The organism is Pedobacter terrae (assembly GCF_900100705.1).
Taxonomy (GTDB): domain Bacteria; phylum Bacteroidota; class Bacteroidia; order Sphingobacteriales; family Sphingobacteriaceae; genus Pedobacter; species Pedobacter terrae.
The window spans coordinates 201027-222581 of record NZ_FNCH01000002.1; the positions used below are offsets into that span (position 1 = coordinate 201027).

13 protein-coding genes are annotated in these 21555 nt (G+C 43.0%); 3 read left to right on the forward strand and 10 right to left on the reverse strand.

The window, feature by feature from the left end:
• Positions 1-59: 59 nt before the first annotated feature.
• Positions 60-2003, forward strand: a complete 1944-nt coding sequence (locus BLR60_RS03975; protein ID WP_090497038.1) for a hypothetical protein — start codon at positions 60-62, stop codon at positions 2001-2003.
• Positions 2004-2174: 171 nt separating this feature from the next.
• Here BLR60_RS03975 and BLR60_RS03980 read toward each other — a convergent pair whose 3' ends face one another.
• From BLR60_RS03980 to BLR60_RS04025, 10 genes are all read right to left on the reverse strand, one after another.
• Positions 2175-3002, reverse strand: a complete 828-nt coding sequence (locus tag BLR60_RS03980; RefSeq protein WP_090497040.1) for a restriction endonuclease — start codon at positions 3000-3002, stop codon at positions 2175-2177.
• Between the two features lie 17 nt (positions 3003-3019).
• Positions 3020-8212 (reverse strand): helicase HerA domain-containing protein, encoded by a 5193-nt coding sequence (locus BLR60_RS03985; RefSeq protein WP_090497041.1) that lies wholly within the window; start codon positions 8210-8212, stop codon positions 3020-3022.
• A complete protein-coding gene (gene dptG, locus BLR60_RS03990; protein ID WP_090497042.1) occupies positions 8184-9659 on the reverse strand; it encodes a DNA phosphorothioation-dependent restriction protein DptG in 1476 nt (491 codons plus the stop codon). The genes BLR60_RS03985 and dptG overlap by 29 nt, the downstream gene beginning before the upstream one ends.
• Positions 9660-9666: 7 nt before the next feature.
• Positions 9667-11424, reverse strand: coding sequence for a DNA phosphorothioation-dependent restriction protein DptF (gene dptF, locus BLR60_RS03995; protein ID WP_090497045.1), 1758 nt, complete (start codon positions 11422-11424; stop codon positions 9667-9669).
• A 25-nt stretch (positions 11425-11449) separates the two neighbouring features.
• Positions 11450-11707 (reverse strand): helix-turn-helix domain-containing protein, encoded by a 258-nt coding sequence (locus BLR60_RS04000; RefSeq protein WP_090497047.1) that lies wholly within the window; start codon positions 11705-11707, stop codon positions 11450-11452.
• Positions 11708-11840: 133 nt separating this feature from the next.
• Positions 11841-12239, reverse strand: coding sequence for a DndE family protein (locus BLR60_RS04005; RefSeq protein ID WP_090497049.1), 399 nt, complete (start codon positions 12237-12239; stop codon positions 11841-11843).
• Positions 12232-14373 (reverse strand): AAA family ATPase, encoded by a 2142-nt coding sequence (locus tag BLR60_RS04010; protein WP_090497051.1) that lies wholly within the window; start codon positions 14371-14373, stop codon positions 12232-12234. The genes BLR60_RS04005 and BLR60_RS04010 overlap by 8 nt, the downstream gene beginning before the upstream one ends.
• Before the next feature lie 2 nt (positions 14374-14375).
• The gene (gene dndC, locus BLR60_RS04015) at positions 14376-15683 is read right to left on the reverse strand and encodes a DNA phosphorothioation system sulfurtransferase DndC (protein ID WP_090497053.1); all 1308 of its coding nucleotides are present in this window, start codon (positions 15681-15683) and stop codon (positions 14376-14378) included.
• 305 nt (positions 15684-15988) lie between these two features.
• The gene (locus BLR60_RS04020) at positions 15989-17983 is read right to left on the reverse strand and encodes a DUF262 domain-containing protein (RefSeq protein ID WP_090497055.1); all 1995 of its coding nucleotides are present in this window, start codon (positions 17981-17983) and stop codon (positions 15989-15991) included.
• A complete protein-coding gene (locus BLR60_RS04025; RefSeq protein ID WP_090497057.1) occupies positions 17959-19368 on the reverse strand; it encodes a DUF262 domain-containing protein in 1410 nt (469 codons plus the stop codon). Before BLR60_RS04025 ends, BLR60_RS04020 begins: the two co-directional genes overlap by 25 nt.
• Positions 19369-20609: 1241 nt before the next feature.
• Here BLR60_RS04025 and BLR60_RS25400 point away from each other — a divergent pair.
• A complete protein-coding gene (locus BLR60_RS25400; protein ID WP_394333559.1) occupies positions 20610-20759 on the forward strand; it encodes a hypothetical protein in 150 nt (49 codons plus the stop codon).
• Positions 20760-20762: 3 nt separating this feature from the next.
• Positions 20763-21545: a DNA-deoxyinosine glycosylase gene (locus BLR60_RS04035; protein ID WP_090497059.1), complete on the forward strand. Its 783-nt coding sequence runs from the start codon at positions 20763-20765 to the stop codon at positions 21543-21545.
• The last annotated feature ends 10 nt before the right edge of the window (positions 21546-21555 follow it).

The following is a 21555-nucleotide window of genomic DNA, read 5'->3' on the forward strand; positions in this document are numbered from 1 at the left end:
CACCTTTCGGCTGAATTCCAGTAACTTTGCGATTAGAATTTAAACTAAACGATAAAGCAGTGAGTCAATACTTTTACTTAAATGATGATAAAAAATGGGTTGGGCCTTACAGCGTGACACGTATGATTTTTGCCGTAATTCAATCAGAAATTCACCTGCATACTCCAGTATGGTCAAAAAAAACCAGTGATGGTAGTAGCGACCATCCCTCGAAATGCGTTCGAAAAAGAACTATTGCACATCAGCTTTCTTTCTTACCGCTGTGGTTGTTTCCCGTCAATACGAAAGCAATCCTTCAAAACTGGAAGAGAAGTATAGTGAAACAATTTAAAAGAAATGATGGCACAGAAGCAATCCTTGCAAACCCGATAGAAGCTGGAAACTTATTAAATGGGGTAGCTTTAAAGCATATCCTTCCGTCACTATCAGCTATACTTGATTTTAATGCAGGCGGTAAATTCGAAGTTACCTTATCATATTTTACTCGTGAACAAGAAGTTAAGTCCAGCACGTTTCCAGCCTATATAAAGCATTCAGAAGGTAAAGGATTTTCTTTTTCTATTGTCATGTACACCTTACCAGAGGTGGGTGGGGTGATGTTTAAAGAATCATATGGACTACACAGGAAATTGTTTCTTAAAAATCAATCAGTAATAATAGAAGTAGCTGAAAATTCTACATCTAATTTCACTACTCGCTATCCTTACCAGCCACAGGTGCTTAAAGGTAACTTCAGCAACCTAAAGACATTAACAACTTCTCAATATAACAACGGGTTTCAACGTTTGATAGTCTCCGTTAATGATACCGACTTCATCAGTCCGGCATCAATTGTTCAATCTTCCGGCCAACTTGTCTGTGATAAGGAAGCGTTCAATTCCCATGAATCGACAATGGGCCCAAGATTTCGTGTGGGAATCTCTTATATAGATATGCAAATCGAAGGCTACCGATATCACATTTATGAGTTAAAAGATTACTGCCTGGTAATTGACAGTCAGCAAATTCAAGATCATGAATTATTCAGAATACATTCAAACGCCATTAGAAAAGGTTTAGCGGTTCTTTCTGGTAAATATTATGCCGATGAGACTTATTATTTGACTTCTGGCGATCAAAATTTCGAAAACATCGATGGCCTTTGGTACGTTTTTGAAAATGCAACTGCTATTTCTTTAAGGAGAATTGTGAACATGGTCATCTACGATCAGCATGGTAAAGATATTGAAGCGGAGTTGCCGCAAGGCAGTACCTTTAGAGATACGATGCCAATTGAAATATTTGAAAATTTATGTCTTAAATTAATACAGGAGGATGAAATTTTACGAACTGCTGAGCTGGTAATCAGTGCAATGGATAATCCAGATCCCGTTCAGCAAGGAGCGATGTATTCAGTCGCTTTAGAAACGATTACCGGCCTTTTAAGTAAAATCAACGAAGATAAACTGAATCCCATACCGGATAAGAAGCTATTTAAAAAGCTCAACGACGAGCTAAAAACAGTCTTGAATGGCTATAGAGGGGATATTAGCCCTGAAGGGATGACTATTATTGGTATAAAACTAGGCAACTTGAATTCACCAACTAATCGTGATAAATTAGTTAAAACTTTCTATTTGTATGGTATAGCACTAACTAATGATGAAATTAAAACAATTAATGAACGTAATACCTACCTACATGGTAATTCTCCTTTAGATGCTAAATTTGTTTTTGAATTGAGTGAGATATCTTTAAAGCTGCATAGTCTAATCTTAAAATTGCTACTTAAATACATAGGATATAATGGCCACATCATTAACCTGGCGGTTTATGCATTTGCAAAGGATGAAGTTAGACTGCATGACTATATAAAAAATACTCAGCAAATTGCGATTGATGGACAGGCGGAGATGGAGCGTTTAATAGATGAGGATAATAAAAAGGCTTTTGAGGCAGCCAAAGACAAATGGCTAAAAGCAATTGCAGAACATACCTTATCTCCAATCATTGAGATTATTTAATTTTTGTTGGACGATATGCAGATGAATATGAAAAATTCGTCTACGCTAGGACTTTTCATTAATTTAAAAACGCAACAAAATACAAGTATGTGATAGAGAAATAAAACTGCGTTTAGCAAGTTATAGACGGATAAAACTTACACTTAGATTAGATTCAAATATTCTCTATTGCTAATTTAATTCATTCAATATATTATCCAATGCATTGATATACACGGGCATTTGCTCCATATCAATACCAAACCGTTTTTCGATCATAATGTCGATGAGCGCATTTCCGTCTATCAGAATGATCGGCACGGCGCCATTGCGTCTGGTCGCTCCCAATGCATCTTTGGTAAATTTAGAAGTGGTAAAAATAATACCCTGTTCATATTCACCTTGTATCGCCCCACGGAATTTATCGATCTCTGTTCTGCCCACAGAACTATTCTTCCAACGCTTGCACTGAAAGGCAACATTCAAATGGGTAATGCCAACTTTCAGCTGTCCATGCCCATCAATCCCGCCATCCTTAACGTAGTTGGTCACCACCATTTTGCGGAAACCATAAACTTCCAATAACCGCTTGCCAAAAATTTCAAACGACTGTGGCGACATCTGTTGAAGCTGATCCAGCACCACTTTTTTAAACGCAATGGTGTGCTTAAGGTGGATCTCTTTGAGTTCAGAAATGATCGATTTAAGGTTTTCTGATTCCTTTCTTACTATTGTCTCGGATTTTACATCAGAGGCGCTCTGACCGACAACAGGTTTGTCTTTCAGCCAGTAGGTACCGTCCCTTAGGATCTGAAAATACTTCTCCAGCCTCGCTGAGGGAAAATCAAGGCCGACACAGTGTCTGCGCAGGCTCGCTTTTACAATATCCTGAGGCCTATCCGCATTAAAGCGATAGAGATCATGGGTAATGATAAAATCATAAATATCCCGGTAGAACATGGGCTTATCCACGCGTTTGAAGACCTCGATTATCGCTTCGGGTATGGTTCTTTTTTTCATTCTTCTTTCCTCTCTTTTTAAGTTTCCATCAATTTCCAGAACGGCATATCCTCGATTACCACTGGTGCCGATCCGCCCAAACTCACCAAACTCTGGTGTTTCTGCAGTTTCTTGATCGTCTGGATCAGCTTTTCTTTTTTATCCTTCTCCTGTACAGAGAAAAGTGCATCAATATCCTTAACCTTAACATCGTTCACACGGTGAATGATCCAAGTCAGGATGTACTGGTCATACTCGTTTTCAGCAGTAGAAAAATGGTTCAGAAACTGTGTGGACAGAATTGTACCTACCCCAAATTCCCTTCCCTCCTTTAGGATCTTCCGCAGGGAAAGGAAGTTCTTACTTAGGAAGTTGTCCGCTTCATCCACCAAAACCATTTTAGTCAGTTGCCTGTAGTTCCCGTCGATCCTACTGTGTCCGTTCTTTTGCATCTGCGAGTAAAAAGCATCAAGGGTAATGGCTACAACCAAATTCTGTATATCGGCACTGTAGCCCGATAGTTTGATCACCGTTACCCCATCGATAAGCTCATAAAGGGAGCTGGTCTTTGCTCCATTAGATTGAAATATCTCAAAATCATGGAGCTGACTGAGGGCAGCATGAAGACTGTCCACAGCTACTTTTTCATCACTCAAGTATAGCTGACAGACATCGGAAATTGTCGGGGCAGTTCTAGTCCAGGTTTCCGGCTGATTTTTAAATATACCTTTTTCCTGATAAGCAGCCATAATGGTCTCTTTCAGTAGTGCCTTCTGTTTATTACCCAGATTGAACGCATTGGAGATCGTCTCCTGTAGAGTCGAGGCTATATGCAGGGGTAAAAGCGGCATGGAATGCTCGCTCACATCTATCGCCAAGGGGTTATAAGGCAGGTTATGCAATTGATATATTTTTGCTCCGGTTGCCTGAGAAAATTCCTTATCAAGATAGTCCCCCTTGTAATCAAAAATTAAGATGCCGATCTTTTTTCCCCCGATATTGTCAGCGGATGCCCTGCTCAATTGCGTCACCAACGATTTGGTAAACTGTGTTTTACCGGTTCCCATTGTTCCAATTATACCTGTATTGGTATGCATGGTCTTAGTGGTATCGGTTGGCCACCAATTTACCTGAAAATCATCTGCAATCCGGCTTCCGATGTTAATCTGCATCGGAGAGAAACCTGGAACGGCAATTTCCCTTGAAATTTTTTGTGTAATTACACTGATCTGCTCAGGTTCGTCAATAGTTTTTTTTTTTTCTTCTATCACTACAACAGGGATATATTCTTTGTCTTCCGGGGGCCAGGTTGAAAGCTGGTTTACCAGAAAAAGGTCGGTAGTCATAGGATTAGGTACATTTAGTGCCAAATGTCTGATCTGGTCCACTCCACGGACGAGGTTATGGTAAGCATCTTTTTCATAAAGTCTTATAATTACCCCTTCATCTTCCACAGAATAGGAAACATCAGTAAGGTCTTTGGTGAAAGCGACTACGGCATAATTTTTTATGTACTGTGATAAAGTATCACTGATATCAAAATCGTCATTCATCAACTGCTGCCTAAATCCTTCAAATACGCTGCTCCAGTCCTTTTCATTCCATATTTCGTATAATGCCATCTTTCCAGAGTTGATAATGGCGAGTTTCGCAAAAAATAACCGGTAGAATTTCGCTTCAAATTTATCCTCAGTGGTCAGACGTTCATATAGCAGGTCTCTGGTTTTAGAAGCCTGATTCCTTGCCTTTTCAAAGGTATCCGACTGATTATTACCAATCTTTACCTCAACTGGGTAAAGTTCCATTTTAAGCCTGCCCTGAACCTGGTAAAGCCCGATCAAAAGTAGGTCATCAGAATGCTCATTCTTAGCTCCCAAGTTTTTTGCAGAGAAAAGTCCTTCCTTCTGGCTTAGGCCGGCCCCACCTGAGATCCTTAAAATCTCCTCTAGGGAAACAGGTACCCAGATTATCTCAGGGTGATCAAAATAAGCCAGTGAAACCTTTAGTGCCGCAGGAATACTCATTTTTTCCTTACGTGCATTATCATCTTTTCTTCCTATCATCTTGATCAACCATTGACCATTGATACCATTGAAAAGATCAATTATTTTTCTGATGTCTTTTTCATTATAGATAACGTCCTGCCTTTTAAGGATATTACCAAGGAGATTAGCGTACTGGTTGGCCTTGTTACTGACCGTAATAGCATCAAACCCACTGGCGTTACTATATTGGTCGCTATAATGTACCATAATAAGATCGCTATCATCCTTAAAAAAAGATAGGTCAAACTGTGGATCAACAAATACGACCCATTGTGAGCGGTCATAAAGTTCGGTCAGGTCTGCTTTGATAGCGGTATCGATAGTGGTACATACCACCTCGCCCAACCTAAAGAGATTTTTTGAAAAAGCAACCCTTCCCAGTGCATTATATGCAAGTGAGGTTCTAATCAGATTACCTGTTGCATTTGAGAATTCGGTACCGAAACCTGTCACAAATGTGTGATCATGGTAATAAGAGGGCAGATCATTAATTAGCCCATTTAACGAAAGTCCTGTAGGAATCTTCGCGTGTTCCCTATCGGTTTCCTCAGCGCCATTCTTATCAAACTGATAGAAAGTCAGATGAGCATACTGTGTTCTAGAATCTTCCTTTAGGGCAAAATATTTAACTTTTTTGCGGAACTCGTTAATAAGTTCTTCAAAATCGATACGCTTGCTATTGCTAGAAAGTTCAAATGATCCCACGATATCTTCCTTTTGGATGAGGTGGGAAAGCCTTTCAAAAGTCGTTACAAACTTCTGGGAACCATAAAGATAAAGTTCAATGGGACGTAGGTCGAATATCGACTTTCCACCAAGAATAAAATCCTTATAATAGTCAAAAATCCCCTGAAGCACGTGCAGACAATCCCCCATATTATAAACATTGATCCTGATGGGTGCCCTTTTGTCAAAATCAAACAAAAATGAAAAATTCAGCACAAATTCGCTGATCTTTTCATTCACTAGATCGCGGATAAACTCCCTTCCAGAAAACTGTTTAAACTGAAGATCACTGCTATAAAACTGCCATTCTGGAGAATGGATATTTTCCTTGCTTGCATAAAGCTGGCGCCCACTCTCTCCAGGATTTGCCCAGTAAAGGTATGGGACCACATTCAGCGGCGTCAGCTTTTTGAGCATTGCTTCATACAAGGTATCAGTACCTAGTTCCTGATATATTTCAAGTTGGTAGGCCACCATTACAGGATGCAGAGGGCTAAACTTTAAGACCTGTTCACTTGAGGATTCGTAAACTGTACCAAGCATGATCAGCTCAGATTTAGAGGCATCCGACAGCATATTTCCCTCTCCGATTTCGGTAATCTGACTGATAAATAACTCAACGTATTTTTTTGCCAGTTGTCTCCCGTCCTCCTTTAAGTAAACCAGACTTGGCAGTCCTCCATTTTTAAGCAGAAAGTTATAATAAGCTTCGTAGGCTTCCAGAAGTTCTGGATCCAGACCAAGCATTCGTGGCGTAAGCTGATCATTATCGGATTGTTGCCAACAGTGCGCGAGCGAACCCATCATCTGTAGCTCTAACTTGAGCAGCTTTTTAAATTCACTAACAGGATTAACCTCTACCTGCTCTGGAGTAACTACCTTGAATACGTCAGTTGCCTCGACATAGCCATAACGATAGCTGCTCTGATTTGTACGCTTCTTTTGCCATACTTCCCATCCCTTAATGGTGTCAAGGGAAGTGATCACCTGCTTGGCTAGACAGCTTAGCGACTGTTCTCTATATAATAAGCTAAAATCCAATGCATCCTCATCTTCATTGCTGATAGCAAGGCTCAGTTTCTGTTGCTCCTCAACCTTGTATTCTTTACCGCTCTCCAGCGCTGCCAGGTATTCAGTTTCTGCCGCTGGGTAAACCTCAACAAACTTGTTATCTTCGCTAAGTTCCAATCGTCCTTTGAGATCAATCGCGTAACGTGTGTAATATTTTTCAAGAAAATCACTATCCCCATTGATTGCCCAGATACGGAAATGGAATCTTGCTGTTTTAACTTTCTGATCGATATAGATCAACGATATAAAATCCTCACTGTAAAAAGGTTTTTTGACCGTTAGCCTCAGGTTCTTTCCGATTTTTTCCACTGAAATCTTATCGCTACTCACAGCAGGCAAAATTAATTCACCCTTTAGTGCAGACCCGAATATCAGATCCTGGGTGAAAGGATAAACCCCGGTATTATTGAAAAGGATAATATGGTTCAGTCTTTTGTTCTTATCATCTGTTCTGCCCCATGACTGAATATGTTCTTCATTGTTACTCCGGTCAAGATGGAGAAACTCAACAGGTTTGGCCCCCACATCCTTTACGAAATAATCACTCAGAACCTGAAAATCAATATTTTTCCAACTGCCATCTACCATGCCTTTTTCTATCAGATCAATTCCCGCAGTCGTTAGAATTTTCTTTAAATCGGTATCGATATTCCCGTAGTTTACGGCAAATTCAATGGATTCAAAGTACTTTTTATTCAGCTCAACCTTGGCCCCGATCTTGTCTCTTTCCGGAATGGTTGAAAGGTAGGCGTGTGGAAATAGCCCCAATAATTGCCAATCCTTTTCGAGAAAGGTCCGTGACTGGATAATCGCAATGATATTGCTGAAATCGAAAATATTGAGTTCAGCCATCCTGAATTCCTTTACTTTGGTCCTGTATGCGTCATTTAAGATAACCTGCTTATCGGCCATTCCTCCGAAAGCAGTCTCGACCCTTTCCTGATAGCTATCCGAAAAACGCTCAAAACTGAGCGGCATTCCAGATTTGGTAAGGTCACTACAGCCTTCCAACAAACTGTCCAACTGACCGGTAATGAACATAATCAGTGCGGTACCCTTAAATTCCTCTTGTTGTCCCGCCACCAGGTTTCTCACGGTGGTAAGAAAGTGCGGAGTGGTCTCTAGTGTAGTACCGATCAACAGGTTGATTGTTCCAAACCGGATCAAACGGGTATGGAACGGTTCGGCATCTTTCTCAGCGGTATATATGAAATCACCAATTGAATCCTTGCAGTAGTCCAAAAGTGCCTCCACGCACAGGGGAATTGCTGCTGCATCTTCTAAATGCACAAAATATCGTTCGCCTGCCTTCAAAGGACGTGTATTGGCAAAAAAATCGACTAAGGCCTCAGCCGTATAATTATAAAATTTGTCTAATGTATTGGGCATCTCCACTATCGCTTTTTTTCTCGATTACGTTAATTTTTTCATAGATATCGATCATCGCCTTTTTGGTCGCCTCATCGAAATACAGACCTCTTTCCTGAAATGCACTCATTAGTTCATTCAATCTGATCTTCGCACGGGTACCGATACACATCCTGGTCAAAAAAATGAGCATTTCCTGGCTTAGGTTTAAAATATATCCATTTCTTCCCCTATTCTTCAGGAAATTCTGCTTACAGAAAAAGATAAACCAGTTTGAAAATGCCTTTCGCTTTGATTTTCGGCTCGAATGTTCAAACTGAAACTCTATCCGCTGAAAAAATTCAATCACTCTTTTTTCAAAAGGATTATAACGCGTAGTTCGGTTGATCCTTTCCAGTTCTGACTCAAAGTCATCCCATGATTTGGTTTCGGGGGCTACGGCTTTTCTATAAATATCAATCAGTTCCTGCATATCCTCAACGATGTCCATTTTGCCATCCAACGTAAATCCATCATAAAGCTGGCCCATCTCTACATAGTTGTAGCCATGCCCCTCGTTCAGTTCCAGCTTGTTCAATATATCAACGGCCACCGAATGTGACATCAGGTTTGCTATCTTAGGCTCAGTCAACCTCCAACCCTGTTTAACCGTCTTCCTGTTTTCAGAAACAGTTTCGCTCTCCAAGGTAAAATATAAGGGTTTTAGCTGCCCGTTGTCAGTAAAGAAATTGTTTAATGAAAATCCCATTTGTACTACGTACAAAAAATAATAAAATTTAAAGAGTTTATCACTTTCTTTTAAAAAGCCCTGCTTGTCATGGGTATATAGAAAATTAAAATCCTGTTCAAATAATGTTATAATTGATGGGTTTTGTATGCGATATCCTGTAACAGTAAAATCTGTTTTTTCCTTCTTTTGCCTGATATCCTTAAGGCGGGGCAGAGAAATGTTCATCAGTTTCTGAAAGATGTCCTCAGTAAAACCTGAATCTGATTTCCACTCTGCTGCAACCTTGCCACTGACGAAAACCTCATAGATAAAATCTGCAATATTCTCCAGGCCAGGATTTGATTGTTTCCAAAAAAGATATGCCTGTGATTCAGGACTATATTTAGCCAGTTCATCACCATTGAAGAACATCGAATCAATCATAGTCATAAAACGGTCACTAAGCTCAGGTTCCATCTTCACCTTTTCCAGTACCGTAGCCGTAATTCGCTTTTTAAGTGCCAGACTGTAGCTGGTTTCCGGCAAATCGTCCGGAAGTTCCTTTTTGATCATCGTCCTATAACAATGTCCAATTATCCCGTCAAAAGACCTAAAATCAATTTTTTCTATATCATTGGTCTCAAGTTTAGTTGTATAGGGTACAATTCGGTAAAACTCTGCCGGATTGTGTTTTAAAGTATAGTCGTCACCCTTTATGGTAATATACCCCTTGAATGTGTTTTTTATATTCAGGCTCATTGTCCGGCTATTTTTTTATAAAGGTAAATTCATCATTCTCTTCATCGAAATCAAACTGATAGTCCAATGGCTTCCCGAAGTTGATCTGATCCACGTAAAGCGTTTTCATTTCTATAGATGAAAAGGTGACCTGCTCCACGAACCTGTCAAAACCTATATAGGTATAACGATCTATCTTATTGGGCCTATAACCAAGGGAGACGCTCTTGAGCAGAACAAATAGTGCGTAATCTATTGCCAGATCAAAAGGTTCAGTGGGGTTATTATCTCCCGTAGAAAACTTCAACATAAGCTCCTGCCGGAACTCACTGATCTCATCCATTCCCCGAAGCTCCATGTCTTTAGACCATGATCCCTTTAGCGTCAAGTCTTTGAATACCCTATAAGTAGAATTCTTCACTGCGGTAGGAACAATTATTACCTTTTTTTCAATAGTTCCGCCGTTCCAGGCATAGGTTGCTGATTTCACCAGGTCAACAACACCTCTAAGTCCAGGCTTATCACCATTATTGAATGCATACAGGTATTTTAGATATTCCCTGAAGTAGTTATCACCATAACGTATGTCCTCTGCCCTATCAAAAAACTCATAACGCAGATATGCCTTCGAGATAATTTTGTAATCCAGATCGGGATGTATTTCAAAACCACTGCTCCTAGGGAACAGATCTTTGTATTCCACGCTCAGCCAATTTAATGGATCGACTTCGGTAAACAACAATATGATCCGCTCATCCATGCCCTCATATCTCCTTACTGCGGGATCATGGACGTTGAGGCTATGGAATATCTTGGATAGGTTTGGATTCTCAAAGATGTAATATGGAAGGGAAAAAGCCAACCGCTGGCCGATATCCTTTTTGGCAATCTCATGGCCGTAATCCGGCCCATAAATCTTGCTGAGCTGATAGGGTACGATGATATCGTATATAAAGTTGAGAAGCTGTCTAAATGAAATGATCTGCTTCTCCATTACAATACAGGTAACTATGAGCTGCGCAACTACCTCTCGGTAAGCGGATTTAAAGAGCAGTTCATAATTATGAAGAACTGGATCAAATGGTGCCCAGGACTCTTCTTTAGCCTGAAGATATCCCTGATAAATCGGGTTATTTTTCTCTGCACTCACCACCTTTTCCAATAATTCAGCGATTGGTGAGGCCAGGGCGCCATGAGGTCCAAGGTTAAAAAAATGACGGTTAGTGAAATTTACGTACCGAAAGTATCTATCCTGTTCTTCTGTATGATGATCCAGGGATACATCCTCATCAATAATCCCCTTACGCCTGACATAACTGTCCATATGGGAAAATTCAGCTCCATATTCCTCGAGAAAGTTATTCAGCGTACCAAGGTTGATAGCGAGAATGATCCTTGGATTACCCTCACCAAGCTTCACATCGGCAAAACCTGCAAGCTTTCGTCTTAGTGCATGATTACTGGTCTCATTAGGGCTGAAACTCTCAGTAGCATCATTGTATGTTGTAAAGGCAGGAAGTACATCCTTTAGTTTTTTAGACTCCTTAAGTTTTGAAAGAAGGTGTGATTTACCATCTCCTACGTTACCACAAACCATGATCAGTCCAGGCCCATCTTGATTATAAGCTTCCAGAATCTGCCCCTCCAGTTCCTGTTCGATCGATCTGCGGATATGGAGGTACCGTTTTAACTCATCATCAAGCACAATATTGGCATCTGCCACAGCCTCTTTTGAGGATTCTCGCAGCTTACTGAGCTGCTGTATAAGGGGGTGTATTTTCGACATTTAGAGCGCGTTTAGTGTTTTAGGGTCAGTCTTCGAAGCCTTCGGCGAAGAAATCCTTGAGTGATATGTCCAGATGGCGTAGGATCTTTGCCAGGGTCAGCAGCTTGAGGTTCTCCCCGGTCTCATACTTTCCGTACTGTGTCCGGGAAATACCGCTTTCATTGGCAAAGTGCTCGTAATTGGTAAAGCCCTTATCGATGCGCAGCTTCTTGAGCCGCGCAGCTATCTTTCCCAGCAACTTCTGATCGATCTTAGCAAAACTTTCTTCCTTCTTTTCGGGCATCAACAAATGTTGGAAAATTGCCCAGCTTATAGTACCTGTTTAAAACGGCTTTTTAAGAAATCGGCAACATCATCAAGCAAAAAGGGAGCCTGCTTTTCCCAGCAGACTCCCTTAAGTCGGTATTTAAAATATCCTAAAGACCGATTGGCAACAGCCCTTGATCTATCTTGTTGGCTATGAACTCAAAACCGGTGGTATTGTGGTTGCTCCGGAACTCCTCGCCCAACAACTGCAGCCCTTCATCGATATGCATTTTGATGTACCTGACGATATCCTTATCTGAGGCATAGATGCCATAATGCAGGCAGATCAGTGCAACATAATAGTCGGTATAGTCGCCAAAGAGTACCTTCTCGCTGTACTCCTTGCCTCCTGAGTCTGCAATATCTTTTACATCCAGCTTATTCCCTTGGGATAGCGAGTAGGCCAGAGCAATACGGGCTATGACATTTTCACTTCCCAAAGCCAGCTTATTAGTCAATAGGGTAACGATTTCCTTATTGGCCTTAGAAGTCTTTATATTACTAAACATGCTGTTCCAAATCTTTATAAGCTACAAAAAGCTGATCCGGTGGGACACATTTGAAGCCTGAGTTATATTTATTGTTCTGTCTGATGAGGTAGGCGCTACCCACCTTATCGATCATCCAACCATATTCTTCGCTATTGAGCTCTTTCTCAAGCAAAGGAAAGAGCACCACCTGGGCAGAGAGGTTCGGATAGAATTCCCGTATAATGTTCCTGGAATGTTCTTTGTCAAATTTCTGGAGCGGACTATCAATAAATACCGGAAAGCTGATATTGGACTCATCTACCAGCGCTTTGAGCAGCGCTGTTGCATACAGTTGCTGTTCTCCTTTAGAGAGTAGTTCCTTATCGATAAATCTGGACTGGTTATCATATAATTCGATATCGATCAGATCCCCCTCTATCACCACATTGACCCTGCTCACAAAATCAGACTTATGCATCAAGCTGTTCAGTTCGGTAAAGATGTTTTTCTCTAGGGAACCTTTCTTTTTTACTTTCAACCGCTGAATAAACTGGTCCAGTTTACGGATCAACCTTTCAGCTGTTATATCTTTTTCCCTATCGATATCCTCTACCTCTACCTTTTTGGTCAGTTCGGATACCTGTCTAGAAATCGTCTGTGATTCGGTTTCCATCTGCGATTTGGCAGCGGTAAGATTTTCACGTTCGCTTTCCAGCGCCCTGATTTCCTCATCCAGCCGGTCCTTTGATTTACGCAAATCTGCAATAACAGGGTCCCTCCCCTTGGATTCCGCGTCTATAAGGTTTCGGTTTACGGTATAAAATACCGACTGTAATCTCTTCTGATCGTTCATCAGCGATCGAAAAGTCTTGCTGTAAGAATTCCGGAGCTGTTCGAGGATCACAAAAAAACGCTGCTGTTGATCAGGGGTAAAGTTCAGCAACATTTCAACTTCCTGAGACTGTTCTGGAAGCAGATTGTTTTTTACCAGTGACAGTATCTCGGCAGTAAGTGTTTCACTAATGGTTTCCAGTCCTTTTGCTCCCTTGATCGCAGTAGCCACCAGCTCGTATCTGCTCTGCAGCAAAGCAAGCGCAGAGGCACTATTGCTGTTTTCCAGTTCTAGCTGTGCTTTTACCTCCATCATTTTCCCTGCCAACATGGCGAATGGAGCCAGCTCCAACAGGTCGTTAAACCTATTACGGATTTTAATAAGATCGCCTGAAAGAATATGCTTTTCTTCCTTAAGTCTTTTGAACTCCTCCAAAGTAATTGCACTTCCTTCCCTGATCAACTGTTCTTGGTAACGGTCAGATGAAATCCGCTTACCGTGTAAAGATTCTGAGATCTCCTCCAGCCTATCGCTTTTTAACTGTACCAGTTTCTGGTTCTGTTCAAGCTTTTTAATTAACTTATCGAGGGTCGAACGATCGCTTTTCACGGCAGATTTCTCCCTGATACGGAACCTCATTTGTTCTAGGCTCGCTTTCAGGTCTGTATATTTTTTGATACCCAAAACCTCGGCATAGGCCTGACTCAGATAACGTTTTTCCTCCGCAGTATTGATTTCTGCCAGTGAAACAATCTTTTCTGCATCAAAAAAGAAAAACTTCGCAATCTCCTTGGGCAGGATAAAATCATTGATAAATATTTCCGGTCCTGCGGTCTTGGTCAGTTCGTTAGGTCTGCCATCGATCAGGATCTCAACCTTTTCCTTGTGGTTGAGCACATTATAGCTTCTTTTCACCTCCAGTTCCCTGCACTGTACCGAAGGGATCATCAGGTTGCTAAAGCGCAGTGCCACACTGAAAGAGGTGACCTGATCAATCTCTTGTTGGAGATGTTCACGTTGTACGTGGTTCACACCGGTGAACTCCTCCTCCAATACCCTGGTCTTATCAACGGCCTCTGAAAACGAAAGCCTGTTCATCAGCTTTTCGCAATAGCGTCTGTAACCTCCCGATTCGGAAATATCCTGACGGTACCGGTCATCTACGTCGACCATCAGCTTTCCATACAGCGCCCACACCAGCGAGGTTAGAAAGGAAGTCTTCCCAAAGCCGTTATTCCCTGCAATCACTGTAATATTGCTGTCCTGATCGACCGAGAAGTCAAGGGTATTCTTCCCCTTATAGACCCTAAAATTGGTCAGTTCTATCTGGTTTATGAACATCCTTATTTCTTTGTTTTAACGTGACGGTCAATATGGTTTTCTAGATCATTCTGTAAACCATATTTGCTCACCAATATATATTTGGACCGTTGTACTTCAAGCATTTCGTTGATCAGTTCATAGTCAGCCTCATCATCAAAGACCTCTTTAAGTATCTCTTTTTCAAAAACGTCCTGTACATCGAAATCCTTTGCATCCAGATCCGTGCCGTTAACAGCATTGAAGATGTCCGCTACGCTGAACCTGAAAAGCGAATCCCTGTGCCAGGTTACCTGAATACCAACGAGTTCCTGTGCATTGATCAGTACAAGCTCGGGTTCCGTGCGTTGCACTTCCTTCTGTGCCTCGAGCAGCACGCGCAGCATGTTCGCCCTTTCTTCTTCGATATAGGGTCCCCAGGTATTTTCATCCTCGATATAACTGCCCCTTCTTTTGGTATCCCTGAGTTCGCGCTTATTGCGGTTATCCTGTAACATGTCCCGGAAGTCTGCCAATGGCTCCATCCATTCTTCGCCGTTATCGATCAGCGCTGCCATGGACTTATCCTTTTTCACGACTGTGCAGACCCAGCACCCAAAGCGGCTATTGCCACAGGAAGGTGTAGTGGTATCGATCACCAAAGGACAATCCCCCCCGCTCGCGTTGCGGTATAAGGTTACCAGCGCCCTATTGGTTCCACCCCAGCCCGGATCATTCTGCAACAGGTAATGCCAGACCTCATCTGTTTCCACATCTTTGATCAATGCGAATACATAGGCATTGGGCAATACATGCTTTCGCAGCCTTTCCCCTTTTACCTCATACTTTTTAATGCTCTTTGCCCTGTTGGTACTCTCCGCACTTCGGGTACCCAATAATATAATCACCTCGCCGATCTCAGAGATCTTACTCTTGATAAACTCGGTTGTAGGATTGATCTTTAGCCTTTCGGTACACCAGCGAAAGGTATTATTCGGAGCAGGATAGCCTTTACCGATCAGGTTTACCCAAAAACTCTCCTCCAACCTGGGTGTAGTCTCATGTACGGTAAGGGGGATCCCCTGCCTCACTGCCTCGGTCTGTATATTGTTAAGGGTCACATGGATGAACTGCGCGATCTTGGGATTCTCCACCATTGTATCGTTACACACCACGTGGATCTGTCTGGTACGCAGCATAGGTTCTATCTTGCTAACCGTTGACCAGACCAGCTGCAATAGCATGGTCGAATCCTTTCCTCCGCTAAACCCGATAATCCAGGGACGGTTATTGTCATCGGCCATGTATTGCTCGAAGACTTCGTTCTGTAAAAATTTAATATCTAATGCCATAGGCTAACCTTTCAGATACTGCAAAAAAGCATTAGATTCACATCGGAATCCTGCATATCGCAGACTAATAGTAAAATAAATATATTAACTAAAATGCGCTATGAAAAAGGCTTTTTATCCACATTTGAACAAATTCCACATGCCACACTGTAAGCTAAGGGCTTACGGAAAACCATAAGAACAAATATTACATTTCTGTTAGACAGAACCAGCTTCAAACATGAAAAAACTAAATAGCGTATGACCGCTTTAACATTCACAGAATATTTACGCTGCCAGGAAAGTTTCTGTTATTCCCAAGGCATTTACTCATCATTATGTTCATCATTATCGATTGTTACCTCCAGCATCTGGGTTTCCAACATTGCCGGTATTATTCCATTATAATGGTCAGTAATGAGGTCGATCATCTCATCCCGATGCCGGGCAATCGCATCTTCGTTCCATACCGTCCCGCCGGCCATCATATCGAATATCTTTTTTGACTTTAACGAATCATAATGGTTCTTCCCTTCGAACTCCGCCCTTTTCACCGGAACCTGTTTTCTGCCATATTCAGAGTTCTGGCTGACTGTAAGCAAAACAAGATTTCCAAAGCTATGCAGGTCCTCCGGGTACATTGCCTTTCTGTCTTCAGGTTGTTGGGGAAAGATGTGTTCAATAGAGTTCTTCGAGGTAATCCTGAAAGCCTTGAACTCGGGAGTTTCCCGCTTTGTCCAGTTTTTCCATAATATGTATTCAAGTTTCTGGAACCAATAGCGGTAGAATCCGGTCCCCTCGGGCAAACGCAGATAATTACCATAGCTAAATGGCCTGTGGGAAATATCTGCCAGCAGGGCAAAACTGGTTTCCTTGTCCGTCTGCTCACTCAGGGAAAGTGTATTATCAATCGATTCGAGTAATTGCAATACCTCAGCACTGCCCGGCGAGGTCTGCAACAGGCCAGGCTGCCCCAGATGGAAAAGTGCTGGTGTAAGCCAGTATTGACGCAGGTAATCCCCTGTAAAATAAAGCACCGACTGCAGCAACTGTGAGGCAGACTTTTCCAGCGGGCTACGGCCAAAGTAATGATCGCTGTTTTTGGTAATCCCGGTCAGTTCCAGATACATATCCTTACTATCCAGATCCGCAGTCCATTTGATGATATACTTATCCAGGATAAATCTGGTCTCCCATAACAGTCGGAAGAAAGCTTCAATTTCCTCATCGCCCTTTGCACCGAGTTCCTCAAATATCCGGATAAGCCTGTCACCATGAAAGGTCATTGCGAAATCCTTATCGCCGTTTTTATAACGGTGTATACGGTAAGTATGGATCAATAACTGGGGAAAGGTGATGATCGAACGGCAGTAGCCTCCCTTCTGAACTTCCGGTCCTTCCTTCTTCCCCGTCTGGGTGCTATCCTCACCGGTATAGGCAAACATCGAGGCAATTGTTTCCTCGTCCCCTTGTTCGGGCATCGACTCATCCCCCTTCAACAAAAACACCGATTCGGCAAAGGTAGAAAAGTCGGAGCCTGAAAGAACAGACCAATTTGTTTTGGTAAATATCCGGCGAACGTTTCGTTCGAAGTAATCCTCCATGTTCTCACAGGCCTCCCATATCTTACTATAAAGCAGCTTGTTTGATATTTTTCTTAAGAGCTTGCTTTTGAGGATATCACTCTGTTCGAGCTGGATGCCGGTGGAATTAATGGTGGCGAAAAGTTTATTTAGGTCAACCTTTTCCGGCGCGAGGTTTTCAACCATAACAAGCTGCTCGTAAATAAAGTTACCGAACCCGGTCATATCGCTCTTTCTTGCGGAGAGTTCGCTGATACGCAACTCAATAATGGTAAGACCCATGGTGATACCCTCTAGATAAGGCTTCTCCCTGATTTCTTCTGCTGAATATTTTATTTTGCCCTTACCGGCACCTAAACTGAGCTGCTCAAAATACGCAGTAATGTCCCTGCGGATCTCAAAATCGATGCGCAGACGCTTATCCTGTTTGAGAAAAGTGGTCAGCAGGCTTGGGATCCCCAACTGTTGAAAAACAGCGGCAATCATCCAAAGGGTGGTAAAACGCTGTTGTCCGTCAATGAGCTCGTACGCCTCTGCCCGCTGCTTGGTCAGTACCGTTCCGATGAAATAAGGCGACTTAGGTGCAGTAAGAAAGGCCTGGAAGGCATCGGACAGCAGCTTTTCGATCTGTTCAATGCCCCAAACGTAGGGACGCTGGTAGGTAGGGATAACAAATTGCCTCCCTTCGAGGCGGGACAGACTGATGAGACTACTTAAAAATCTTGCGTTATCTTGCATTGTATTGCTTGTATTAGTCTTTGGTCAAAATTATCGGTATTGATCGCCCTGGAGTCGAAATCCGGGCTGAAATATTTTCCCAGCATGAGTATATATCTTCCCTTGACATTGTTCACTCCACAGTTACTGGTATTCAGCGAATGGCTTTTACCACTGAAGTACGTGATGAGTTCCCGCGTGCTGTAGCTGGCCAGGATACGGTCGATGAGCTGTTCGCCTGTCGCAAAACTGTACACCCCATCCTCCCTCACGGTACGCTCCCTGGTGATCCGGACCGAATAGACATAGCGGAAACACCACAGTGAAAATGAATAAAGATCATTTAAACCAAAGCGGCTGACGTATACCAGTACCGCAAGCTGAAAAAGGTCCCTTAAAAAAGCCGTTCCATTCTCGCCATTGATAAGCATTTTGCGGAACTTATAAAAACGCGGATCAATGCGATAATCATCCTCAGAGAGAAACAACTGTTGGTAAGTGTCTGCGTACTTATCCAAAAAGTCCATAAAATTAGTTCCATCATAGATGGGCTGACGGATCTCTCCGAAGCTGCTCAGGTAACGGGTCTGTTCACCATGCATCTCCCTTGTGACCTCTACGGTCATAAAAGAGCGGTCTACGGATTCATGCAGGGTCCGTTCAGTGAACTCCTCCACGACTTTCTGCTTCACACCAACTTTATCACGGTGCGATGGAAATCCCCTTGGATCCAGCACATTCCAGCACCTGGCCTTGGTAATCAATGAAATAACATGGGACACCGTTTTGATGTCACGGGATTCCCAGCGCAGCGCATTGACATTGACCAGCGGACCGGGTTTGATCGCCCGGAGGTGGTGGGCCTTGATGATGTCCGCCCCGAAAAGACGCTTACCACCTGTGTTCTGCGTTTCAAAAAAAGTATAGGCCAGATCCTCGCTATCGGTAACCACCAGGGTCACATTGATTGCCGCCAGGTTATAATGATCGAGCCTGATTTGGTCATCTTCGATCTTTTTCCTGAGCAGGGCCATGTTTCCCCGGATCCGGGCAACGCTTAAGGGCGAATCATAAACTATGCCCACATCGGGGCTCGAGGAGAAAGCCTGGAGGATAAGCAATGTGGTCAGGCGCTGCTGCCCATCAATGATGTTGAGCTTGCCATCCTGCTGGTGCAGGATCAAACTGCCCAGATAATAATCTGCACCGTCACCGGGATGGGCATCAAGATCTGCGATCAGTCGCAGCATCTGTTTTCCCGACCAGACATAAGGACGTTGGTATTCGGGGATGGTCAGCTGGCCCTGGATATTGGTAAGTGCAATAGGGTTTCCGGTGGTGGCATTGAGCAGCTCTTCTACCGAACAGCTTGCTACTTCCAGTCCCTGGAGTTGGGTAAGAGACATAAGCCTAAAAAACAGGGATTAAACAATGAGAGATGATGGATCCAGTTCGAACACCGGTGAGATTTCTTTTATTCCCCGGCTCAGCCCGAGGGTATTTGTGGGATTACTCTTTATTATTTTTCTGATCATTGGAGCGTGTAATTTTGGTGGGCTAAAGTAATTATTCCATTACTGTTTTACAAAGGAAAAATGATCATCTGTATAACCCACTTCCCAGGATACAACATCAGATCGTATTTCTCAGGGATAGCAAAAATCCCCGAAATAGATTTTGAATTCTGTGTATTCAGCGTTATCTTAGAACTCCATCACAAAAAATAATTTAATAGCGGATCCATTAAAAAACAACATTTTCCGATACCCCAACCCTACCAACGCGGTCTGTCTGAAGGTGGCTAAAGCAAAATTATGGGCAATTTTTTACTCGTCAACATTACCTGGAATGCTTCAAAGTGGAGGGATAATACCTATATCAACCCCCGAGCCGGCCATGCATATGCCCGCAACAATGTTGCCGGCGAAGCCTTGAATTTTAAGTTCAACAAAAAAGGGCTGGACACTGCAAAATTCGTCTACGGTTTTTTTAGGTGGACTGCAGCGCCCATAAAATTCCAAAAGGATGGCCTGATCATCTTCTATACCAAGAATACCGATATCAAACGGGGCCAGATCGTAGGGATTTATGGCCGGGCGGAACTCGTTGCCCCTCCCCAGGAACGAAAAGTATCACTTCAGGATACCCCTTATCTTGCCAATATCCGTGGAGAAGTAGATTATTCTATGCTGTTCCCCATTCCCCTGGATGCAGAAGTATATAAGGAGCGCTCGGCTGACCGCTTGGTGGGCCAGAACGGTTTCACTTATCTGGACCAGGAATTAGCTGAACGGATCTTATATGATGAGCTCACTGCACTATCGGGAGCTGGTGCAGCTGAAGGGGATTTCATGAAATTGGGCGCCGTCTACGAACATTATACAGGAAAACAGTTTAAACCGAAATTTGTCACAATAGATGATAAAGAGCAGCAATCCCTGGAATTATTGTACGGTCAAAAGACTAAAGAGGAATTGTTAGCGGCATTGGCAGCACTGGGCGCCTGGGACCACAGGCAGGTAATGATCAAAGGTAAAAACTACAAGAGAAGGAACAGCGCCATTGCAATAATCAAAAACCTTGGTGATTACCGCTGCCAGATCTGTTCGGCCACCATCGCAAAAAAGGGAAAGAAACAATCGATAATATCCTACTGCTCTGTCCTAATCACCACAAGGAATTTGATCTTGGGGAACTGGAATTTCACCTTCAAAAGACCGACCGTGTGGAATTTACACTCAACGGCATTCGGCATGCACTAGATCTTTCCTGGCAGTCCAAAACCCCCACAACCTGACAAATGAAACTACATGAGGCTATTGAAAAACTGATCCGGGATAACGCCCGTGCGATGACCGCAAACCAGATCGCACAGGCGCTTAACTTCAACGGATTATATTCCAAGCGTGATGGGTCACCGATCCGGCCGGACCAGATTATGGGAAGAGTGAACGGACACCCATTACTATTTCGCGTTGACCGGCTAAACCGGCCCATTCAGATTTCTCTACCGCACATGGCCGCAGGTACAATCCAGGGAACAAAACCCACGCCTCCCGCTATCCCTGCAGCAACAAACGGAACAGATCGTTCAACTCTTTTTTTAAAATCTTCCTTTCCCCCTGTATCCGATAAGCAGACCAAGATCCTTATCCTGGGCAGCCTGCCTGGGGATGAATCCCTATTGCGCAATGAGTATTACGGCAATCCTCAGAACAGGTTCTGGAAGGTGATTGCCGGTCTGTCCGGCAGACAAGCGCCAGTCAATTACGAACAGAAAAAACAATGCCTGCTTGGCTTTGGCATTGGCATCTGGGACGTTGCCCACAGTGCCCAGCGTAAGAGCAGTTTGGACTCGGCAATCAAAAATGAACGCCCCAATGACCTGCGGGCATTTATCGATGATCATCCTTTACTGCACACAATTGCCTTTAACGGAATGAAGGCTGAAAGAATGTTCATTAAGTTCTTCACAAAACTTCCTACCATGCGTTACGTGCTCCTGCCCAGCACAAGCAGCACCTATGCCACAATGAACGTGGAGAAACTCTGCCGGATTTGGGCAGAGTTGTTGCAACTGTAATAACTTCTAC